Genomic DNA, 17332 nt, shown 5'->3' with positions numbered 1-17332 from the left:
CGGTGTCTGCTCGTGGCGTGCTTTACGTCCACTCGGCTCAGCCCGCGCTGTGCCCTCACATCGAATGGGCAGTCGCGGGTGTCCTTGGCGTGCCCGTTGATCTGACGTGGACACCGCAACCAGCCGCGCCGAACGTCGTGCGCGCGCAGGCGGAGTGGGAGGGCCGCGCCGGTATCGCGGCGGCCATCGCCTCTTCCCTCATGGGCTGGCAGCGCCTGAGATTCGAGATCACCGAGGATCCGTCGCCCGGCGTCGACGGCTCCAGACACGCCTACACGCCGACGCTCGGCGCCTTCACGGCGGTCATCGGCGCGGCCGGAGACATCATGATCTCCGAAGACCGCCTGCGTGCCGCCATGATGACGGCCGCCCAGGGCCGGTCCGTGCTGGAGGACGAGCTCGACAAGCTGCTCGGCCGGCCGTGGGACGAAGAGCTGGAGCCCTTCCGGTACGCCGGCGACGGCGCTCCCGTCCGCTGGCTGCACGCCGCCGTCTGACCCGCCCCACCTCCCGCTGAGCGCCCGCCGAGGGCGGCCGGCATCGGCCCGCCGTCCCACAGGCCGTCACGCGCGCCTTGTCACTCAGGCCGTCACGAAGGCCGTCACGAAGGCCGTCACGAAGGCCGTCACGAAGGCCGTCACGAAGGCCGTCACGAAGGCCGTCAAGCAGCGGAAAGGCCCCGCACCGGGCATCGGTGCGGGGCCTTTCGCGAACGGGGCTACAGCGGGATGTTGCCGTGGGCGCCCCTGGCCGGGGTGGCCTGGGTGAGCACCTTGGCGATGGCGCCGCGCGTCTCGGCCGGCTCGATCACCTCGTCGACGACGCCCAGCTCCTGGGCGCGGGCCAGGCCGCCGGCGAGCTTCTCGTGCTCCTCGGCGAGCCGCTGTTCCAGCGCCGGCCGCTCCTCGTCGGAGGCCGCCGCGAGCTCGCGGCGCTTGAGCACGCGCACCGCCGCCACGGCCCCCATGACCGCCACCTCGGTGGTCGGCCAGGCGAACACCTTGGTCGCGCCCAGCGCCCGCGAGTTCATCGCGACGTACGCCCCGCCGTACGCCTTGCGCGTGACCAGGGTGATCCTGGGAACCGACGCCTCGGCGAAGGCGTGCAGCAGCTTGGCGCCGCGCCGGACCACGCCGTCGTGCTCCTGGCCGACACCCGGCAGGTAACCGGGGACGTCCACGAGGACAACCAATGGCACCCCGAAGGCGTCACACATACGTACGAAGCGGGCGGCTTTCTCGGCGGACGTGGCGTCGAGGCAGCCGGCCAGCCGCAACGGGTTGTTGGCGACGACGCCGACCGTCCGGCCGCCGAGGCGGCCCAGCGACGTGACGACGTTGGGCGCCCATTTGGCGTGCAGTTCGACGCCGTCCTCGTCGAGCAGGCCGTTGACCAGCGGCTTGACGTCGTAGGCGCGCCGCGCGGACTCGGGCAGCAAGGAGGAGAAGTCGACCTCCTCCACCTCGCCGGGACGCACCCTGCCCTGGTGGCCGAGCAGCGTGGCGAGCCGGCGCGCCTGGAGGTAGGCGTCGGCCTCGGTCTTGGTGACGACGTGCACCACGCCGCTGCGCCTGCTGTGGGGCTCGGGGCCGCCCAGCGCCTCGGCGTCGACGTTCTCGCCGGTGACGCTGCGCACGACGTCGGGGCCGGTCACGAAGATGCGGCCGGTGTCGGCCAGGATCACCAGGTCGGTGAGCGCGGGGCCGTAGGCGGCGCCGCCGGCGGCCGGGCCGACGACCACCGAGATCTGCGGCACGACGCCCGACGCCTTGGTCATGGCCGCGAACACCCGGCCGACCGCGTGCAGCGACTCGACGCCCTCGGCGAGCCGGGCGCCGCCGGAATGCCAGATGCCGATGACCGGCACCCGCTCGCGGACGGCCACGTCGTAGGCGTGCACGATGTGCTCGCAGCCCTCGCTGCCCATCGCGCCGCCCTGGAAGCGGGCGTCGCTGCAGAAGGCGGCGACGGGCACGCCCTCGATCCGGCCCATGGCGGCCAGGACGCCGCTTTTGTCCTCTGGGGTGATGAGCCGCAGCGAGCCCTCGTCGAGCAGCGCTGTCAGGCGGACGACTGGATCACGGGGATCGGCGGGCTCCTGGCCGGAGCCCTCACCCACCACCCGGCTGTCCAGTACGGTCATCAAGCCCCCTTGAAGACGACGGTGACGTTGTGCCCGCCGAACCCGAAGGAGTTGTTGACGGCGGCGAGGTCGCCCTGCGGCAGCGGACGGTTCGCGCCGTGGACGATGTCGACCTCGATGCCGTCGTCGAGGTTGTCGAGGTTGATGGTGGCCGGGACGATCCGCTCCTGCAGCGCCTTGATCGTGAAGACGGACTCGATGCCGCCCGCGCCGCCGAGCAGGTGACCGGTCATGGACTTGGTCGAGGTGACCAGCGGGTGGGTGCCGATGGCCTTGGCCACGGCCTGCACCTCGCCGACGTCGCCCGCCGGGGTGGACGTGGAGTGGGCGTTGACGTGCTTGACGTCGAGGCCGGTGATCTCGGCGTCGGTCAGCGCCTGCGTCATCGCCATGATGATGCCGCGGCCCTCGGGCTCGGGCTGCGTGATGTGGTGGGCGTCGGCCGAGTAGCCGACACCGGCGGCGTAGGCGTAGATGCGCGCGCCGCGCGCCTTGGCGTGCTCCTCGGACTCCAGCACCACGATGCCGGCGCCCTCGCCGAGCACGAACCCGTCGCGGTCGCGGTCCCACGGCCGGGAGGCGCCCTGCGGGTCGTCGTTGCGGGTGGACATCGCCCGCGCGGCGGCGAAGGCCGCGATGTTGAGGCCGTGGATGGCGGCCTCGGTGCCGCCCGCGACCACCACGTCGGCGCGGCCGAGCCGGATCATGTCCATGGCGTAGCCGATCGCCTCGGCGCCGGAGGCGCAGGCGGAGACGGTGGCGTGCACGCCCGCCTGGGCGCCCAGGTCGATGCCGATCCAGGCGGCCGGGCCGTTGGGCATGAGCATCGGCACGGTGAAGGGCGACAGCCGGTTCCAGCCGCGCTCCTTCCACGTGTCGTAGGCGGTCAGCGTGGTGGTGATGCCGCCGATGCCGCTGGAGACCACGACGCCCAGCCGCTCGGGGGCCACCTCGGGGGCACCGGCGTCCTGCCAGGCCTCCCGGGCGGCGACCAGGGCGAACTGCTCGCTGCGGTCGAGACGGCGGGCCTCGGGGCGGGGCAGCACCTCGGTGGGGTCGACCGCCGCCGTCCCCGCGAACCGCACGGGGACGGAGTCGATCCACTCCGTGGTGAGGGTCTCCACACCCGACTGACCGGCGAGGAGCGCCGTCCAGGTCGAGGTGACGTCTCCACCGACGGGCGTCGTCGCGCCAAGCCCGGTGACGACGACACGTACCCGGTTCGCACTCACGTTTTCGCGCTCCTTACTGGTCAGAACTGTTTTGTCAGGCCTGGATGAAGTTGAGGACGTCCTTGACCGTCTTCAGGTTCTTCAGCTGGTCGTCGGGGATCTCGACGCCGAACTCGTCCTGAGCGGCCACGGCGATCTCGACCATGGACAGGGAGTCGATGTCGAGGTCGTCGACGAAGCTCTTCTCCGGGGTCACCTCGCCGGCCGGAATGCCGGTGATCTCGTTGATGATCTTGCCGAGGCCCGCGAGGATCTCCTGCTCGGTGGCAGCCATGTCGCTACTTCTCCTTTATTTTCTGGTTTCTGTACGGCTCTCGCCGTACGAGCTCTGAACAAGTACGGCGGGCGCCGTACCGGATCCTACGGAATCTCGATCACTTGGCCCGCATAGGTCAGACCGGCGCCGAAGCCGAGGATGAGCGCGAGGTCGCCTGAGCGGACCTCGCCGCGCTCCAGCATCCGCGAGAGCGCGAGCGGAATGGAGGCCGCCGACGTGTTGCCCGCGGTGACGATGTCACGGCCGATGACGGCCTTGTCGGCACCGAGCTTGCGTGCGATGGCCTCGATGATGCGCAGGTTGGCCTGGTGGGGCACGAACGCCGCCAGCTCCGAGGGGTCGACCCCGGCGCGGTCGCACGCCTCCAGGGCCACCGGGTGCAGCGCGGTGGCCCAGCGGAAGACCGTCTGGCCCTCCTGGGCGAGGAACTTCGTGCGGTCGGCGATGGAGATGGCCTCGGACTTGTCGCCGGAGCTGCCCCACACCACCGGGCCGATGCCGGGCGTGTCGGACGGGCCGACCACGGCGGCGCCGGCGCCGTCGGCGAAGATCACGGCCGTGGACCGGTCGGTCCAGTCGACCCACTGCGACAGCTTCTCCGAGCCGATGACCAGCACGTTCCTGGCCGCGCCGCCGCGGACCGCGGCACTGGCGGTGGCCAGCGCGTAGCAGAAGCCGGCGCAGGCGGCGTTGACGTCGAACGCGCCCGGGGACTTGATGCCCAGCCGGTGGGCCACGACCGCCGCGGCGTTGGGGATCTGGGTCTCCAGCGTGCAGGTGGCCACGATCACGAGGTCGACCTCGTCGGGGGTCAGGCCGCTGGCGGCCAGCGCCTTGCCGCCGGCCTGGGCCGCCATGTCCTCCACGGACTCGTTGGCGGAGGCGACCCGGCGCTCCTTGATCCCGACGCGGGACTGGATCCACTCGTCGTTGGTCTCCATGGTCTTGGCCAGGTCGTCGTTGGTGACGACGTTGTCCGGCTGGTAATGGCCGAAGGCCAGAATCCGGGCGCCTGGGGCGATGTCGGGGATCCTCATTTGATCAGCTCCCTGGCCGCGTCGAGGTCGTCGGGTGTCTTCAGCGCCACGGTCTCGACGCCCCGCAGGCCGCGCTTGGCGAGCCCGGTCAGCGTGCCGCCGGGCAGCAGCTCGATCATCTTGGTCACGCCCAGCTCGGCCATCGTCGCCATGCACAGGTCCCATCGGACGGGGCTGCTGATCTGCGAGATGAGCCGCTGGACGAACTCGGCGCCGGTGGCGGCGGGCCGGCCGTCGGCGTTGGACAGCAGCGTGACCCGCGGGTCGCCGGGCACGACGTTCCAGGCCGCCTCGCGCAGGGCGTCGACGGCCGGGGCCATGTGACCGGTGTGGAACGCGCCGGCCACCTTGAGCGGGATGAGCCTGGCACGGGCGGGCGCGTCGTCCTTGAAGGCGGCGAGCTGCTCCAGCGTGCCGCCCGCCACGATCTGGCCCGCGCCGTTGATGTTGGCCGGGGCCAGCCCGTGGCGCTCGATCGCGGCCAGCACGTCGGCCTCCACGCCGCCGAGCACGGCCGTCATGCCGGTCTCGGTCACGGCGGCGGCCTTGGCCATGGCCTGGGCGCGCTCGCGGACCAGGCTCAGCGCCTGCTCCGGGGTGAGCACCCCGGCCAGCGCGGCCGCGGCGAACTCGCCCACGCTGTGGCCGGCCAGCACGTCGGGGGAGGCCCCCAGCGTCTCGGCGGCGGCCAGCGCGGCGGCCACGAGCAGCGGCTGGGCGACGGCGGTGTCGCGGATCTCGTCGGCGTCGGCGGTGGTGCCGTAGGCGACCAGGTCGATCCCGGCGACCTCCGACCACGCGCCGAGTCTGTCGGCGAGGCCGGGCAGCTCGAGCCAGGGGGCCAGGAAGCCTGGGGTTTGGGCACCTTGGCCCGGAGCGACGAGTACAAGCACAAAAACCACCATGCCCTGTAGAACTTCGACACGCGGATGGAGATCCGTACGAACTTTGTCCGGGGTGTTTTGTAGGAACCCTACAGTGAAGATTTCGGGAATGTTACGTTAGGGCCCGCCATGCCGCAGCGCCCTCAGAAAGCCTGCCGAGGATGAGGCCGACCTGCAGCGTGAAGGCCGACCTGCCCTCGGTGGGCTGGTAGCCCGTGAGTTCGGTGATCTTCTTCAGACGGTAGCGGACCGTGTTCGGGTGCACGAACAGCAGCCGCGCCGTCGCCTCCAGGGAGGTGCCCTGTTCGAGGTATGTGGCAAGCGTATCGAGCAGGGGTGTGCCGGCCAACGGCAGGTAGACGTTCTCGATGAGCTGCTCCCTGGCGTCGGTGTCGCCGTCGAGCGCGCGTTCGGCCAGCAGGTCCTCGGCGTGCACCGGCCTGGGCGCGTCCGGCCAGCCCGCGGACGCCTTCAGCCCGGCCAGCGCGGCCCGTGCCGACCGCGCGGCGGCATGCAGGTCGGGCACCTCGGGGCCGATGACGATCGGGCCCACGCCGAAGCGCGCCACGACCTGCCGGGCCGCGTCCTGGACGCTGTCGGCGCCGCCCACGATCACGATCAGCCGGTCGGCCTGCACGCCGGCCAGCAGGTCCATACCGATGCGGCGGCCCTTCTCGCGCAGGCCGTCGATGACCGCGCGCGGGTCGTCGTCGGGGGCGTGCCCGGCGATCACGACGACGGGGGAGGAGGTCCAGCCGAGGGCCGCGGCCCAGGAGTGGAGGCCGTCGTCGACCTCGCCCCGCACCAGCGCGTCGACGATCAGCGCCTCCAGCCGGGCGTCCCAGGAGCCGCGGGCCTCGGCCTCGCGGGCGTAGACATGGGCGGCGGCGAAGGCCACGTCGCGCGTGTAGCGGAGCATCGCCTGCTGGAGCTGGTCCTCACCGCCCGGTGCGGCCAGCTCGTCGGTCTGGGCCTCGACCACCTCGACCACGATCCTGACGATGTCGACCGTCTGCTGGAGCGAGATCGAGCGTTTGAGCTCGCGTGGCGCCGTGCCGAAGAACTCGATGCTGGGCGTCGGCCGGTCCTCGCCGGCGTGCTGGAACCACTCCACGAACGCGGCGATGCCGGCCTGGGCCACCAGGCCCACCCACGAGCGGTCCTCGGCGCTGAGCGCCCGGAACCAGGGGAGCTGGTCGTCCATGCGCGCCATCGCCGCCGTGCCGAGCGCGCCCATCGCACGCTCGAGCCTGCGGGTGGTGTCCTCCCGAGTCCGGTCTGTCACGCCTCCTAGAGTGCCAGGTCGGTTCCGATGACCGTAACCGTGGTGTTTCAGATGACCGCAACCGCCGTGATCAGGCCGATCGCCACGTGGGTGACCGCGAGCAGCCGCGCGCCGGGCTGCAGCTCCGGCTCCTTCACCAGGTCGCGTACGGAGATGCCGACGACCTTGTCGAACACCAGCATCGCCACGGTCTGCACCACGATGCCGACCAGCCCGAACACGGCCGTGCCCGCGAGCCCCTCGGCCAGCCGGCCGCCGGAGGACCAGATGGAGGCGGCCACGATGAGGCCGATCGCGGCCAGCGCGGACGTGGTGAGCAGCGTGGCGTTGGCGTTGCGCTCGGTGCGGATGATCTCGCTCAGCTTGCCGGGCGTGGCCCAGTCGATCACGTAGAAGCCGACGATCAGGAGGATCACGCCGACGGCGGCGTACGCGGCGATCGCGCCGGCGCCGCGGGCCAGTACTTCGAGAAGGGTCACGTCATTTCCAATCACGGGGGTGCTTCAGCTCGCAATGCGATGAGGGACGAAGGAGGAGGTGTCGTCGGTGATCAGGCCGGTGGTCTCCCTGATGCCGAGCCCGGCGGCCTCGTCGGCGACCACCCAGGCGCCGAGCACCGGCCGCTGCCCCTCGAAGGCGGGCAGGGCCTCGAAGTCCTGGAAGACGTAGCCTTCCTGGCCGTAGCGGCCCGGCGTCTCCCGGGTGCCCTCGGGGGTGACGATGCGCATGGACGCGCCCTCCCTGCCGAGCAGCGGCTTGGCGATGTAGGAGGTCAGCTCGCGCGGGCCGTCGAGGTAGGCGGGCAGCAGGTTCGGATGGCCGGGGTAGAGCTCCCACAACACGGCCAGCAGCGCCTTGTTCGACAGCAGCGACTTCCACAGCGGCTCGATCCAGGTGGAGTGGCGCACCGCGTGCCGGCCGAAGTCGTCGGCCAGCATCCACTCCCAGGGGTAGAGCTTGAACGCCGAGCGGATCATCTCCTCGCCGGCGTCGACGAAACGGCGGTTGAGCTCGTCCCAGCCGATGTCCTCCATGGCCACGGCGACCGTCCGGCGGCCCGCCTGCTCGGCGGTCTCCTGCAGGTAGGCGACCGTCATGGCCTCCTCGCCCGTCTCGTCGGCGTTGGTGAAGGCGAAGTGCGTGGGGCCGGGCGGCAGCGGCAGCTCGCGCCAGCGCTCGATCAGCCGCTCGTGGATGGAGTTCCACTGGTCGTCGCCGGGATGGGTGTCCTGGAGCCAGAACCACTGGATCACCGACGACTCCAGCAGCGACGTCGGCGTGTCGGCGTTGTACTCCAGCAGCCGGGCCGGGCCCGTGCCGTCGTAGCGCAGGTCGAAGCGGCCGTAGAGGTGAGGGTCGCGGCGCTCCCAGGAGCGCGCCACGGCGTCCCCGGCCCACTCGGGGACGGCGAAGTCGGCGTAGCGGCCGGTCGAGACGACGTGCTCGACGGCCCGCAGGCACATGCCGTGCAGCTCCTCGACCTGCGCCTCCAGCGACTCCACCTCCTCCAGGGACAGGACATAGTGGACCGACTCGTCCCAGTAGGGCCTGTTCAGGCCCTCGGGGTGGGCCGCCCGGTGGTAGGCCAGGCCTTGGCTCTCGATCGTCTTCTCCCAGCCGGGACGGACGTTGCCATGCTCGCGGCGCACGTCAGCTCCCGCCGCCCCAGCTGTTGCCGAAGCCGCCGCGCTGGATCGACTTGCCGCTGCGGCTGGAGATGTTGACGTCCGACGGCCGGTACGTGGTGCCGCCCTGCATGCGGTTGCCCACCCGGTGGCCGCCGTAGTACCACAGGTACGCGCCGCGCGAACCGCCGTAGAAGTGGGACCCGCTGCCGCCGCTGCCGCCGTCGTCGTCGCAGTAGTCGTCGTCGACGACCTCGTACGTGCCGTCGTCGAGCTGCACCACGCAGTCGGCGGTGACGTCGTCGTCGTCCTGGGTGGCGGCGCAGTAGCCGACCAGCATCACCGACAGGACCCCGAGAATGGTCAGCGGGACGGCCTTGGACGACTTGCGCGGGGGTGTGGGGGCCGGCTTGTGCGGCGGCGGATATGCCATCTAGCTCCTGCTTTCCTGGGCGATCAGCCTATCGGTGGGCCTTGTCCCCGTTCAACGCCGGTGACCGTCCGCTCGGGTATGAATGGACTCATGGAACCGGTTCAGGCCCTGCGCGAGATCGCCTTCCTGCTCGAACGCGCAGGTGAGCCCACCTACCGGGTCCGCGCGTTCCGCCGCGCGGCCGCGGTCGTGGACGACCTGCCGGAAGGGGAGCTCACACGGCTGGCCGCCGCCGGCGGGCTGGGCGACCTCCCCGGCATCGGCAAGGTCACCGCCCTCGTGATCAACGAAGCCCTCGACGGACAGGTTCCGACGTATTTGCGTAGGTTGCGGGCCACCGAGGGCGTCGAGCTCGACGCCGAGACCGCGGCCCTGCGCGAGGCGCTGAAGGGCGACCTGCACAGCCACTCCGACTGGTCCGACGGCGGCTCGCCGATCGAGGAGATGGCCGAGGCCGCCAGGGGGCTCGGCCACGAGTACTGGGCGCTGACCGACCACTCGCCGCGCCTGACCGTGGCCAAGGGCCTGTCGGCCGAGCGGCTGGAACGGCAGCTCGACGTGGTGGCCGGGCTCAACGAGCGGCTGACGCCGTTCCGGATCCTGACCGGCATCGAGGTCGACGTCAACCTCGACGGCTCGCTCGACCAGGACCCGGCCCTGCTCGGACGGCTCGACGTGGTCGTGGCCAGCGTCCACTCCAAGCTGCGCATGGACCGCGAGGAGATGACCCGCCGCATGGTCACCGCCGTCGCCAATCCCCTGGTCGACGTGCTGGGGCACTGCACGGGGCGAGTCGTGCGGGCCGGCGGCGAGCGCGGGGTCAAGAGGCCGGAGTCGGAGTTCGACGCCGAGCTGGTCTTCGAGGCGTGCCGGCGGTTCGGGGTCGCCGTGGAGATCAACTCCAGGCCCGACCGGCTCGACCCGCCCAAGCGGCTCATGCGGCTGGCGTACGAGATGGGGTGCGTGTTCTCGATCGACTCCGACGCGCACGCGCCCGGTCAGCTCGACTGGCAGCGGTTCGGCTGCGAGCGGGCGGCCCGGTGCGGCATCGAGGCCGGCCGCATCGTCAACACCTGGCCCCTGGAACGGCTCCTGGAGTGGACGGCGGCGTGAGTCCCGGCGCGGCTCCTGGGGTGGACGGCGGCGTGAGAGGTGGGTGTCCGGGCGGTTAGGGCGTTCTTGCGTGGCCCGTGCGGGGCCGGTGATTGTCGGTGGCGGCGCGTAGCGTTCCGGCTGTGAACCGTACCGACCGGCTCTATGCGCTCGTCGAGGACCTGCGCGCCATCGCGCCACGCTGCCGCTCCGCCCGCGAGCTCGCCGAGCGGTTCGAGGTCAGCGTGCGCACCATCGAGCGCGACATCACCGCGTTGCAGGGGTCCGGGGTGCCGATCTACGCCGAGCCCGGTCGCAGGGGCGGCTACGCCCTCGACAAGAAGATGTCGCTGCCCCCGCTCAACTTCACCCCGGCCGAGGCGGTGGCCATCGCGGTGGCGCTCAGCCAGGCCGGCGACCAGCCGTTCGGCCGCCAGGCCCGCAGCGCGTTACGCAAGGTGGTCTCGGCCATGCCGGGGCCCGAGGGCGACCTGGCCAGGGAGCTGGCGCGGCGGGTGCAGCTCGTCAGCGAGCCGCCCGAGCCCGGCTCCCAGATCCGGCCGCTCGGCGCCGAGGGCATCTCCCGGGCGATCGAGGAGGCGCTGCTGCGGCGGCGCGTGCTCAGGCTCGACTACGCCGACGCCAAGGGCGCGCTCACCTCGCGCGACGTCGAACCGGGGGTGTTCCTGGGCGGGCGCGGCGGTTTCTGGTACCTCGTGGCGTGGTGCCGGTTGCGGGAGGACGTCCGCGTCTTCCGGCTCGACCGCATGGCCTCGGCCGTCGTCACCGTCGAGCGTTGTCCCGAGCGGCCGCTCGAAGGGTTCGCCCCCGACGTGCCGGAGATGGTCGTACGCGGAACCATGCTCGATTAAACATGCGAAAACACCGACATAGGGTTGTCGCCATAGCGATACATCGTTGTCTTGTTCGAAAGACGAGGAGATGACGATGGACAACACGGTGACCTGGTTCGAGGTCGCGACCGACGACCCCGAAGGCGCCGAGCGCTTCTACGGCGAGCTGTTCGGCTGGTCGTTCAGCCGCGACGACGACGGCCCGCTCGACTACCGCATGGTCAACTACCCGGGCGGCGAGCGTCCCGGCGGCGGGCTGTTCAACACCAAGGGCGACTTCCCCGCCCACGCGGTGTTCCACGTGCAGGTCGCCGACGTCGAGGCCGCGTGCGCCAAGAGCGAGTCGCTCGGCGGCAAGGTGGTCATGAAGGTGATCGACGACGGCGCCGGCACCGACTTCGCCTATCTGCGTGACGTCTCGGGGAGTCTGTTCGGAGTCTTTCACCGCAGGTGAGCCCGCCCGGCGGCGGACGCCGCCGGAGCGCGCGGGACCGTGCCCGCGATCGCGCCCCCGGGGAAGCACCTTCCCCGCCGAACCGGGGCCGCGCGACCGAGGCCGTCCCGTCTCGGAGCGGTTCACCCGCCCTGGACACGCCGCCGATCGCCGAGCGGCGGCGCGTCCAGGGCCCCTTCCCCCGGCAGGGGGCGTTCTCAGAAGGCGGCGGCCGCCAGCCAGCGGGTCAGCAGGTCGCGGTCGCCGAAGACGGCCGGCGACCGCGGGGGCCGCCGACCGTAGAGCAGCAGGAGCAGCTCGCTCGCCGGGCCGCGTACGGCGGCGTCGCCCTTGGTGTGGCCGCGCTCGCAGCTGACCGCCCCGGCGGCGCCCTGCGTCACGGTCCACTCGCCGTCGACGTCGCTCGCGTGGAGGTGGATCGTGGCCCCCTCCGCGCCGAGCCCGGCCAGCGACCGGGTCACCCAGGTCGCGTACGGCAGGTTGTGCAGGAACTCCTCGATGCCGTCCACGGCGGTCGCCGCCGGGATCTCCGGGTCCAGGCCGAGTGCGAGCTCGGCGTCGGCCCGGTGGATCACCAGCTCGAAGAGCATCCTGGGCGCCCACCACCCGGCCCGCAGGTCCGGCCCCCACGTCCACACCGCGAGGTCCGGGTCGGTGGCGCGCAGCACGTCCAGCAGGTCGGCGGCCCCCGCCAGGAGCCAGGCGGCGTCGCCGCTCGCCCCCTCTGCGAGCCCGCTGGGCACCTGCCGCGACCAGACGCGCTCCCGCACCTGGTTGCGCAGCACGTACGCCGCCCAGCGATGAGTCTGGCCGACGTGCGTGACGAGCTCGGCGAACGTCCATCCCGGGCAGGTCGGCACCGGGACCGACAGGTCGGTCGCCAGCGCCGCCAACCGCGCGGCCTCGTCCTCGATCCGGGTGATGAAGGTGTCGTTGTCGGTCACCCGTCACACACTAGGCCGCCGGGCAGGTCGCGCCCCTGCTGGGCAGCTTGCCCTCCACCAGGTACGCGTCCACGAGCCCCTGCACGCACTTGCTGCCCGACAGGTACGCCCCGTGCCCCTCGCCCTCGTACGTGACCAGCCGCGCGGTCCTGAGCTGGGCCGTCAGCCGCGGCGCCCACTGGTACGGCGTGGCCGGGTCGCCCTTGCCGCCCACGACCAGGATCGGTGCCGAGCCGGTGGCGTTGACGTGCCGCGCCTGGTTACTGCCCTGTGCCGGCCACACCCGGCACAGCCCGCCCGAGCCCTCGCTGCCGAACAGCGGCGAGATCTTCAGCGCCGCCTCCTCGGTGCGCCGCAGCTCGGCCTCGCTGGGCCGTTCGGCGGTGTCCACGCAGGTGATGGCCGGGAAGCTGGTCATCTGGGTGGAGTAGGTGCCGTCCTCCGAGCGTCCGGTGTAGGAGTCGGCCAGGTACATCAGCGCCTCGCCGTGGCCCTTCAGCGCGTCGCCGAGCGCCTTCTCCAGGAACGGCCAGGTCAGCTCCGAGTACAGGGCGGCGGCCACGCCGGTGGAGGCCAGGCCCTGGGTGAGCTGCCGGCCGTCCACCTGCAGCGGCTTGGTGGTGAGCTGGTTCATCAGGTTCTCGACGTTGGCGTTCGCGGCGGTCACGTCCTTGCCGACCTCGCAGCCGCCCTTGACGCAGCTGCGCAGGAAGCTCTCGTACGCCTGCTGGAAGCCGCGGGTCTGGGTCAGCGTGCGCTGCTCGAAGGTGACCGTCGGGTCGAGGGGCGCGTCGAGCAGCATGCGGCCCACGTTCTGGGGGAACTGGGTGGCGTAGACGGCGCCGAGCTGGGTGCCGTACGACATGCCGACGTAGTTGAGCTTGGGGTCGCCGACGGCGGCGCGGATGCGGTCCATGTCGCGGGCGGCGTTCACGGTGCCGACGTAGGGGAGGATCTTGCCGGAGTGCTCCTGGCAGAGCCGGGCGAACTCCTTGTTGGCGTCCAGGCTCTCCTGGTGCGTCTGCGCGTTGGTGGGCAGCGTGTTCAGCGAGACGAACCGGTCCATCTGCGCGCTGTCGCCGCAGCGTACGCCCGAGCTGCGCTCGACGCCGCGCGGGTCGAAGCTGACCAGGTCGTAGTGGGCGCGCAGGGAGGTGAGCGCCTTGGCCGCCTGGTCGAGGGTGTCCACGCCGGAGGCGCCCGGCCCGCCGAAGTTGAACACCATCGAGCCGAGCCGCTTCTTGGGATCGGTGGCCGACAGCTTGATGAGCGCCAGTTCCAGCTTCTCACCGTCGGGGCGGGAGTAGTCGAGGGGCACCGCCAGCTTGCCGCAGCGCACCGAGGCGTCCGTCTTGGCCGGTGGCTCGCCATCCGGGCGCCTGATGTCGGTGCACGGCCCCCAGACGATCTTGTCGGTGTCGGCGCCGGGGCCGTCGGTGGCGGGCTCTGCGGGTGCACTCGCGCAGCCCGCGGCCGTCACGAGCAGGGCGGCGGCTAGGACGCGTCGCATACGAACATTCCCCTTCGTGTCTCCGGGGGAAGTAGTGCCCACCATACGGGACCCCGCGTCAAACCTGGGTGAGGCGGCACGCACCCCTCCTGGACGTGCCGCCTCATCCGTCTGACCGCGCGGAGGCCCGGACATGACGGCGCTCCCGCGAGAAGTTCTTCGCGGGAGCGCCCCATCCGGATGACTCAGACGCCCATCGACTGGGTGTCGTTGCTCTCCGCGCCGCCGGCTTCGGTGACGCCGTTCTTCAGGTGGTAGCGGGCGATGGCCTCGCGCAGCACCTCGCCGTCGAGCTCGCCCCGCTTGACCAGCCGGGTGAGCACGGCCAGCGTGATCGAGGCGGCGTCCACGTGGAAGTGGCGGCGCAGCGCGGAGCGGGTGTCGGACAGGCCGAACCCGTCGGTGCCCAGCGAGGACCAGTCACCCGGCACCCACTGCGCGATCTGGTCCTGGACCGCCTTCATGTAGTCGCTGACGCCCACGAACGGCCCGTCGGCCTGCGAGAGCACCTGCGTCACGTACGGGACGCGCTGCTCGGCGTCGGGGTTGAGCAGGTTGTGCTCCTCGCACGCCAGCGCCTCGCGCCGCAGCTCGGTCCACGACGTCGCCGACCACACGTCGGCCGACACGCCCCACTCCTCGGCCAGCAGCCGCTGAGCCTCCATGGCCCAGGGACCGGCCACGCCGGAGACCAGGATGTTGGCCTTCGGACCCTGCGTCTGCGGCGCCTCGGCGAACTTGTACAGGCCCTTGAGCAGGCCCTCGACGTCGAGATCGGCCGGCTGCGCGGGCTGCAGGTAGGGCTCGTTGTAGACGGTCAGGTAGTAGAAGACGTCCTCGGGCTGCTCGCCGTACATGCGGCGCAGGCCGTCCTTGACGATGTGGGCGACCTCGAAGGCCCAGGACGGGTCGTAGGAGACCGCGGCCGGGTTCGTCGAGGCGATGAGCGGCGTGTGGCCGTCTTCGTGCTGCAGGCCCTCGCCGTTGAGCGTGGTGCGACCGGCGGTGGCGCCGAGCAGGAAGCCGCGGCCCATCTGGTCGCCCATCTGCCACATCTGGTCGCCGGTGCGCTGCCAGCCGAACATCGAGTAGAAGATGTAGACCGGGATCATGTGCTCGCCGTGCGTGGCGTAGGCGGTGCCGGCCGCGATGGTCGAGGCCATCGAGCCCGACTCGCTGATGCCCTCGTGCAGGATCTGCCCCTGCACGGCCTCCTTGTACGACAGCAGCAGCTCCCTGTCGACCGCCTCGTACGTCTGCCCGTGGGGCGAGTAGATCTTGGCGGTCGGGAACATCGCGTCGAGACCGAACGTGCGGGCCTCGTCGGGGATGATCGGCACGAACCGGTGGCCGATCTCCTTGTCGCGCATGAGGTCCTTCAGCAGGCGCACGAACGCCATGGTCGTGGCGACCTGCTGCTTGCCCGAGCCCTTGCGGAACTGGCTGTAGACGTCGTCGCCGGGCAGCTTGACCGGCTTGGCGCGCATGACCCGCTTGGGCAGCACGCCGCCGAGCGCCGCGCGCCGCTCCTTCATGTACTGGATCTCCGGGTCGTTCTCGCCCGGGTGGAAGTACGGAGGAAGCTCGCCCTCCAGGGCCGAGTCCGGGATCGGCAGGTAGAGCCGGTCGCGGAACTCCTTCAGCTCGGCCTTGGTGAGCTTCTTCATCTGGTGGGTGGCGTTGCGCGCCTCGAAGTCCTTGCCCAGCGTCCAGCCCTTGATGGTCTGGGCGAGGATCACCGTCGGCTGGCCGACGTGCTCGCGGGCCGCCTTGAAGGCCGCGTAGACCTTGCGGTAGTCGTGGCCGCCGCGCGACAGCTTGCGGATGTCGTCGTCGGACAGGTGCTCGACCATCTTGCGCAGGCGCGGGTCGCCGCCGAAGAAGTGGTCGCGGATGTAGCCGCCGGTCTCGACCGAGTAGGTCTGGAACTGGCCGTCGGGCGTGGTGTTCATCTGGTTGACCAGCACGCCGTCGACGTCGGCCGCGAGCAGCGGGTCCCAGTCGCGGCCCCAGACGACCTTGATCACGTTCCAGCCGGCGCCGCGGAAGTACGACTCCAGCTCCTGGATGATCTTGCCGTTGCCGCGCACCGGGCCGTCGAGCCGCTGCAGGTTGCAGTTGATGACGAACGTGAGGTTGTCCAGCTCCTCGCGGGCGGCCAGGCCGATCGCGCCGAGCGACTCGGGCTCGTCCATCTCGCCGTCGCCCAGGAAGGCCCACACGTGGCTGCGCGAGGTGTCCTTGAGCTCCCGGTTGAGCAGGTAGCGGTTGAACCGCGCCTGGTAGATCGCACCGATCGGGCCGAGACCCATGGAGACCGTCGGGAACTCCCAGAAGTCGGGCATGAGCCGCGGGTGCGGGTAGGAGGGCAGGCCGTGGAAGCCGTGCGACAACTCCTGCCGGAACGCGTCGAGCTGCGCCTCGTTGAGACGGCCCTCCAGGAAGGCGCGGGCGTAGATGCCCGGCGCGGCGTGGCCCTGGAAGAACACCTGGTCGCCCGACTCGCCGTGGTCCTTGCCGCGGAAGAAGTGGTTGAAGCCCACCTCGTAGAGCGAGGCCGCCGAGGCGTAGGTGGCGATGTGGCCGCCCACGTTCGTGCGGGCGTTGGCCCGCGACACCATGACCGCCGCGTTCCACCGGATGTAGGCGCGGATGCGCCGCTCGACGTGCTCGTCGCCCGGGAACCAGGGCTCGCGCTCCGGCGGGATCGTGTTGATGTAGTCGGTGCTGCGCAAGCCCGGCACGCCGACCTGGTGCTCGCGGGCCCGTTCCAGCATGCGGAGCATGAGGTAGCGGGCTCTGGTGCGGCCTTCGGTCTTGACGACATTGTCGAGAGACTCGAGCCACTCGTTGGTCTCACTGGGGTCGACATCAGGCAGCTGGCTGGGTAGGCCGTCGCTGATGATCGAGAATCGCTGGCGTCCGGAAGCCACTGGGTCTCGCCTTCCGAGAATGACTGAAGTCTGGTCTGGGTCGCCTTCCATCCTGGTCGCTAGCCGTAGAAAACGCATCTCTACTGACGGGTAACCAGAGCGTCCCTGCTGGCAGGGCCATGTTGGTGGCCTAGACCACCGATGGTAGGACGAATAGCCACCAAAGGTTACATCGGTGGAGCAATTTAACAAGACTAGAAAACGGACGAAATTTCGCCCCAATCCTAGGGGGCTGTCCCGGTGGGTCGGCCGCCGCCCTCACCCCTCCCCCGAACCGGCCGCTTCTCACGCAGCCGCGGCCCCGGGCCCGGGCTGGGACGCGGGCCCGGGCTGGGGCGGGGCTGGGACGCGCGGGTCCGGCTGGGGGCGCGTCGGCGGTTTGGGCCAGGCTGGGGTGCGCCGGTGGGGCGTCGGTCGGGTTGGGCGGCGTGGGCGGGGTGTCCGCCGGGCCGGCCCGGCGGGGGTGTTGATGATGAGCGGGCGTTGGCGGCATGGGTCGGGTGGCGCGCCGCGCGAGTCTAACCACCCACCTCGCGGTGCGACCCGGCGGGGCGCGCGTTCGCGATGGGCGCAGACCAGCACCACCCCGCCCCTTGGGTTGCTCCGGGTGGGTGCGCGGCCTGGCGGGG

Annotated in this window: 16 protein-coding genes; 4 read left to right on the top strand and 12 right to left on the bottom strand. The window is 71.3% G+C overall.

Going from position 1 to position 17332, the window contains the following annotated elements:
* Positions 1-2: 2 nt before the first annotated feature.
* Positions 3-497 carry a DUF3145 domain-containing protein gene (locus AB0J97_RS19925; RefSeq protein ID WP_357698511.1) on the top strand — a complete coding sequence of 165 codons (495 nt, stop codon included), beginning with the start codon at positions 3-5 and terminating at the stop codon, positions 495-497.
* Positions 498-718: 221 nt separating this feature from the next.
* Here AB0J97_RS19925 and AB0J97_RS19920 read toward each other — a convergent pair whose 3' ends face one another.
* The 9 genes from AB0J97_RS19920 to AB0J97_RS19880 all read right to left on the bottom strand — a co-directional run bounded on the left by AB0J97_RS19920 (position 719) and on the right by AB0J97_RS19880 (position 8916).
* Positions 719-2143, bottom strand: coding sequence for a carboxyl transferase domain-containing protein (locus tag AB0J97_RS19920; protein WP_364090603.1), 1425 nt, complete (start codon positions 2141-2143; stop codon positions 719-721).
* Positions 2143-3375 carry a beta-ketoacyl-ACP synthase II gene (fabF, locus tag AB0J97_RS19915; RefSeq protein WP_357698505.1) on the bottom strand — a complete coding sequence of 411 codons (1233 nt, stop codon included), beginning with the start codon at positions 3373-3375 and terminating at the stop codon, positions 2143-2145. Before fabF ends, AB0J97_RS19920 begins: the two co-directional genes overlap by 1 nt.
* 34 nt (positions 3376-3409) lie before the next feature.
* A complete protein-coding gene (locus AB0J97_RS19910; protein WP_125639869.1) occupies positions 3410-3649 on the bottom strand; it encodes an acyl carrier protein in 240 nt (79 codons plus the stop codon).
* 86 nt (positions 3650-3735) lie between these two features.
* Entirely contained in the window at positions 3736-4689 is a 954-nt protein-coding gene (locus tag AB0J97_RS19905; RefSeq protein ID WP_364090599.1) for a beta-ketoacyl-ACP synthase III, read from the bottom strand.
* Complete coding sequence (locus tag AB0J97_RS19900; RefSeq protein WP_364090596.1) at positions 4686-5582, bottom strand: ACP S-malonyltransferase; 897 nt, start codon at positions 5580-5582, stop codon at positions 4686-4688. Before AB0J97_RS19900 ends, AB0J97_RS19905 begins: the two co-directional genes overlap by 4 nt.
* Before the next feature lie 103 nt (positions 5583-5685).
* Entirely contained in the window at positions 5686-6810 is a 1125-nt protein-coding gene (locus tag AB0J97_RS19895) for a helix-turn-helix domain-containing protein (protein WP_364091046.1), read from the bottom strand.
* A 95-nt stretch (positions 6811-6905) separates the two neighbouring features.
* The gene (locus AB0J97_RS19890; RefSeq protein ID WP_364090593.1) at positions 6906-7337 is read right to left on the bottom strand and encodes a DUF350 domain-containing protein; all 432 of its coding nucleotides are present in this window, start codon (positions 7335-7337) and stop codon (positions 6906-6908) included.
* A gap of 24 nt (positions 7338-7361) precedes the next feature.
* On the bottom strand, positions 7362-8507 hold the full coding sequence (locus tag AB0J97_RS19885; RefSeq protein ID WP_364090589.1) for a glutathionylspermidine synthase family protein: 1146 nt from the start codon (positions 8505-8507) through the stop codon (positions 7362-7364).
* Position 8508: 1 nt separating this feature from the next.
* Positions 8509-8916 carry a hypothetical protein gene (locus tag AB0J97_RS19880; protein WP_357698495.1) on the bottom strand — a complete coding sequence of 136 codons (408 nt, stop codon included), beginning with the start codon at positions 8914-8916 and terminating at the stop codon, positions 8509-8511.
* A gap of 90 nt (positions 8917-9006) precedes the next feature.
* Here AB0J97_RS19880 and AB0J97_RS19875 point away from each other — a divergent pair, with 90 nt between their 5' ends.
* The 3 genes from AB0J97_RS19875 (at position 9007) to AB0J97_RS19865 (ending at position 11316) form a co-directional block, all read left to right on the top strand.
* Complete coding sequence (locus AB0J97_RS19875) at positions 9007-10029, top strand: PHP domain-containing protein (RefSeq protein WP_364090586.1); 1023 nt, start codon at positions 9007-9009, stop codon at positions 10027-10029.
* A gap of 122 nt (positions 10030-10151) precedes the next feature.
* Complete coding sequence (locus tag AB0J97_RS19870; protein ID WP_364090584.1) at positions 10152-10880, top strand: YafY family protein; 729 nt, start codon at positions 10152-10154, stop codon at positions 10878-10880.
* A 76-nt stretch (positions 10881-10956) separates the two neighbouring features.
* Positions 10957-11316: a VOC family protein gene (locus tag AB0J97_RS19865; protein WP_357698489.1), complete on the top strand. Its 360-nt coding sequence runs from the start codon at positions 10957-10959 to the stop codon at positions 11314-11316.
* A 197-nt stretch (positions 11317-11513) separates the two neighbouring features.
* Here the strand turns inward: AB0J97_RS19865 and AB0J97_RS19860 are convergent, their stop codons facing one another.
* The 3 genes from AB0J97_RS19860 to aceE form a co-directional block, all read right to left on the bottom strand.
* Positions 11514-12260 carry a maleylpyruvate isomerase family mycothiol-dependent enzyme gene (locus AB0J97_RS19860; RefSeq protein WP_364090580.1) on the bottom strand — a complete coding sequence of 249 codons (747 nt, stop codon included), beginning with the start codon at positions 12258-12260 and terminating at the stop codon, positions 11514-11516.
* 10 nt (positions 12261-12270) lie between these two features.
* Positions 12271-13770: an alpha/beta hydrolase gene (locus AB0J97_RS19855; RefSeq protein ID WP_357698485.1), complete on the bottom strand. Its 1500-nt coding sequence runs from the start codon at positions 13768-13770 to the stop codon at positions 12271-12273.
* A 185-nt stretch (positions 13771-13955) separates the two neighbouring features.
* Positions 13956-16754 carry a pyruvate dehydrogenase (acetyl-transferring), homodimeric type gene (gene aceE / locus AB0J97_RS19850; RefSeq protein ID WP_357698483.1) on the bottom strand — a complete coding sequence of 933 codons (2799 nt, stop codon included), beginning with the start codon at positions 16752-16754 and terminating at the stop codon, positions 13956-13958.
* Positions 16755-17332 lie beyond the last annotated feature (578 nt).

The sequence above is a fragment of the Nonomuraea sp. NPDC049607 genome (assembly GCF_040675375.1).
Classification (GTDB): domain Bacteria; phylum Actinomycetota; class Actinomycetes; order Streptosporangiales; family Streptosporangiaceae; genus Nonomuraea.
The sequence above is the reverse complement of the archived record's forward strand: the minus strand, read 5'-3'. Positions and strand labels throughout refer to the sequence as shown.

Excerpts from the sequence above, each read along its gene's own strand:
- AB0J97_RS19920 (WP_364090603.1), bottom strand. The coding sequence starts at position 2,143 with ATGACCGTACTGGACAGCCGGGTGGTGGGTGAGGGCTCCGGCCAGGAG.
- AB0J97_RS19910 (WP_125639869.1), bottom strand. The coding sequence starts at position 3,649 with ATGGCTGCCACCGAGCAGGAGATCCTCGCGGGCCTCGGCAAGATCATC.
- AB0J97_RS19905 (WP_364090599.1), bottom strand. The coding sequence starts at position 4,689 with ATGAGGATCCCCGACATCGCCCCAGGCGCCCGGATTCTGGCCTTCGGC.
- AB0J97_RS19895 (WP_364091046.1), bottom strand. The coding sequence starts at position 6,810 with ATGGGCGCGCTCGGCACGGCGGCGATGGCGCGCATGGACGACCAGCTC.
- AB0J97_RS19880 (WP_357698495.1), bottom strand. The coding sequence starts at position 8,916 with ATGGCATATCCGCCGCCGCACAAGCCGGCCCCCACACCCCCGCGCAAG.
- AB0J97_RS19875 (WP_364090586.1), top strand. The coding sequence starts at position 9,007 with ATGGAACCGGTTCAGGCCCTGCGCGAGATCGCCTTCCTGCTCGAACGC.
- AB0J97_RS19865 (WP_357698489.1), top strand. The coding sequence starts at position 10,957 with ATGGACAACACGGTGACCTGGTTCGAGGTCGCGACCGACGACCCCGAA.
- AB0J97_RS19855 (WP_357698485.1), bottom strand. The coding sequence starts at position 13,770 with ATGCGACGCGTCCTAGCCGCCGCCCTGCTCGTGACGGCCGCGGGCTGC.
- aceE (WP_357698483.1), bottom strand. The coding sequence starts at position 16,754 with ATGGAAGGCGACCCAGACCAGACTTCAGTCATTCTCGGAAGGCGAGAC.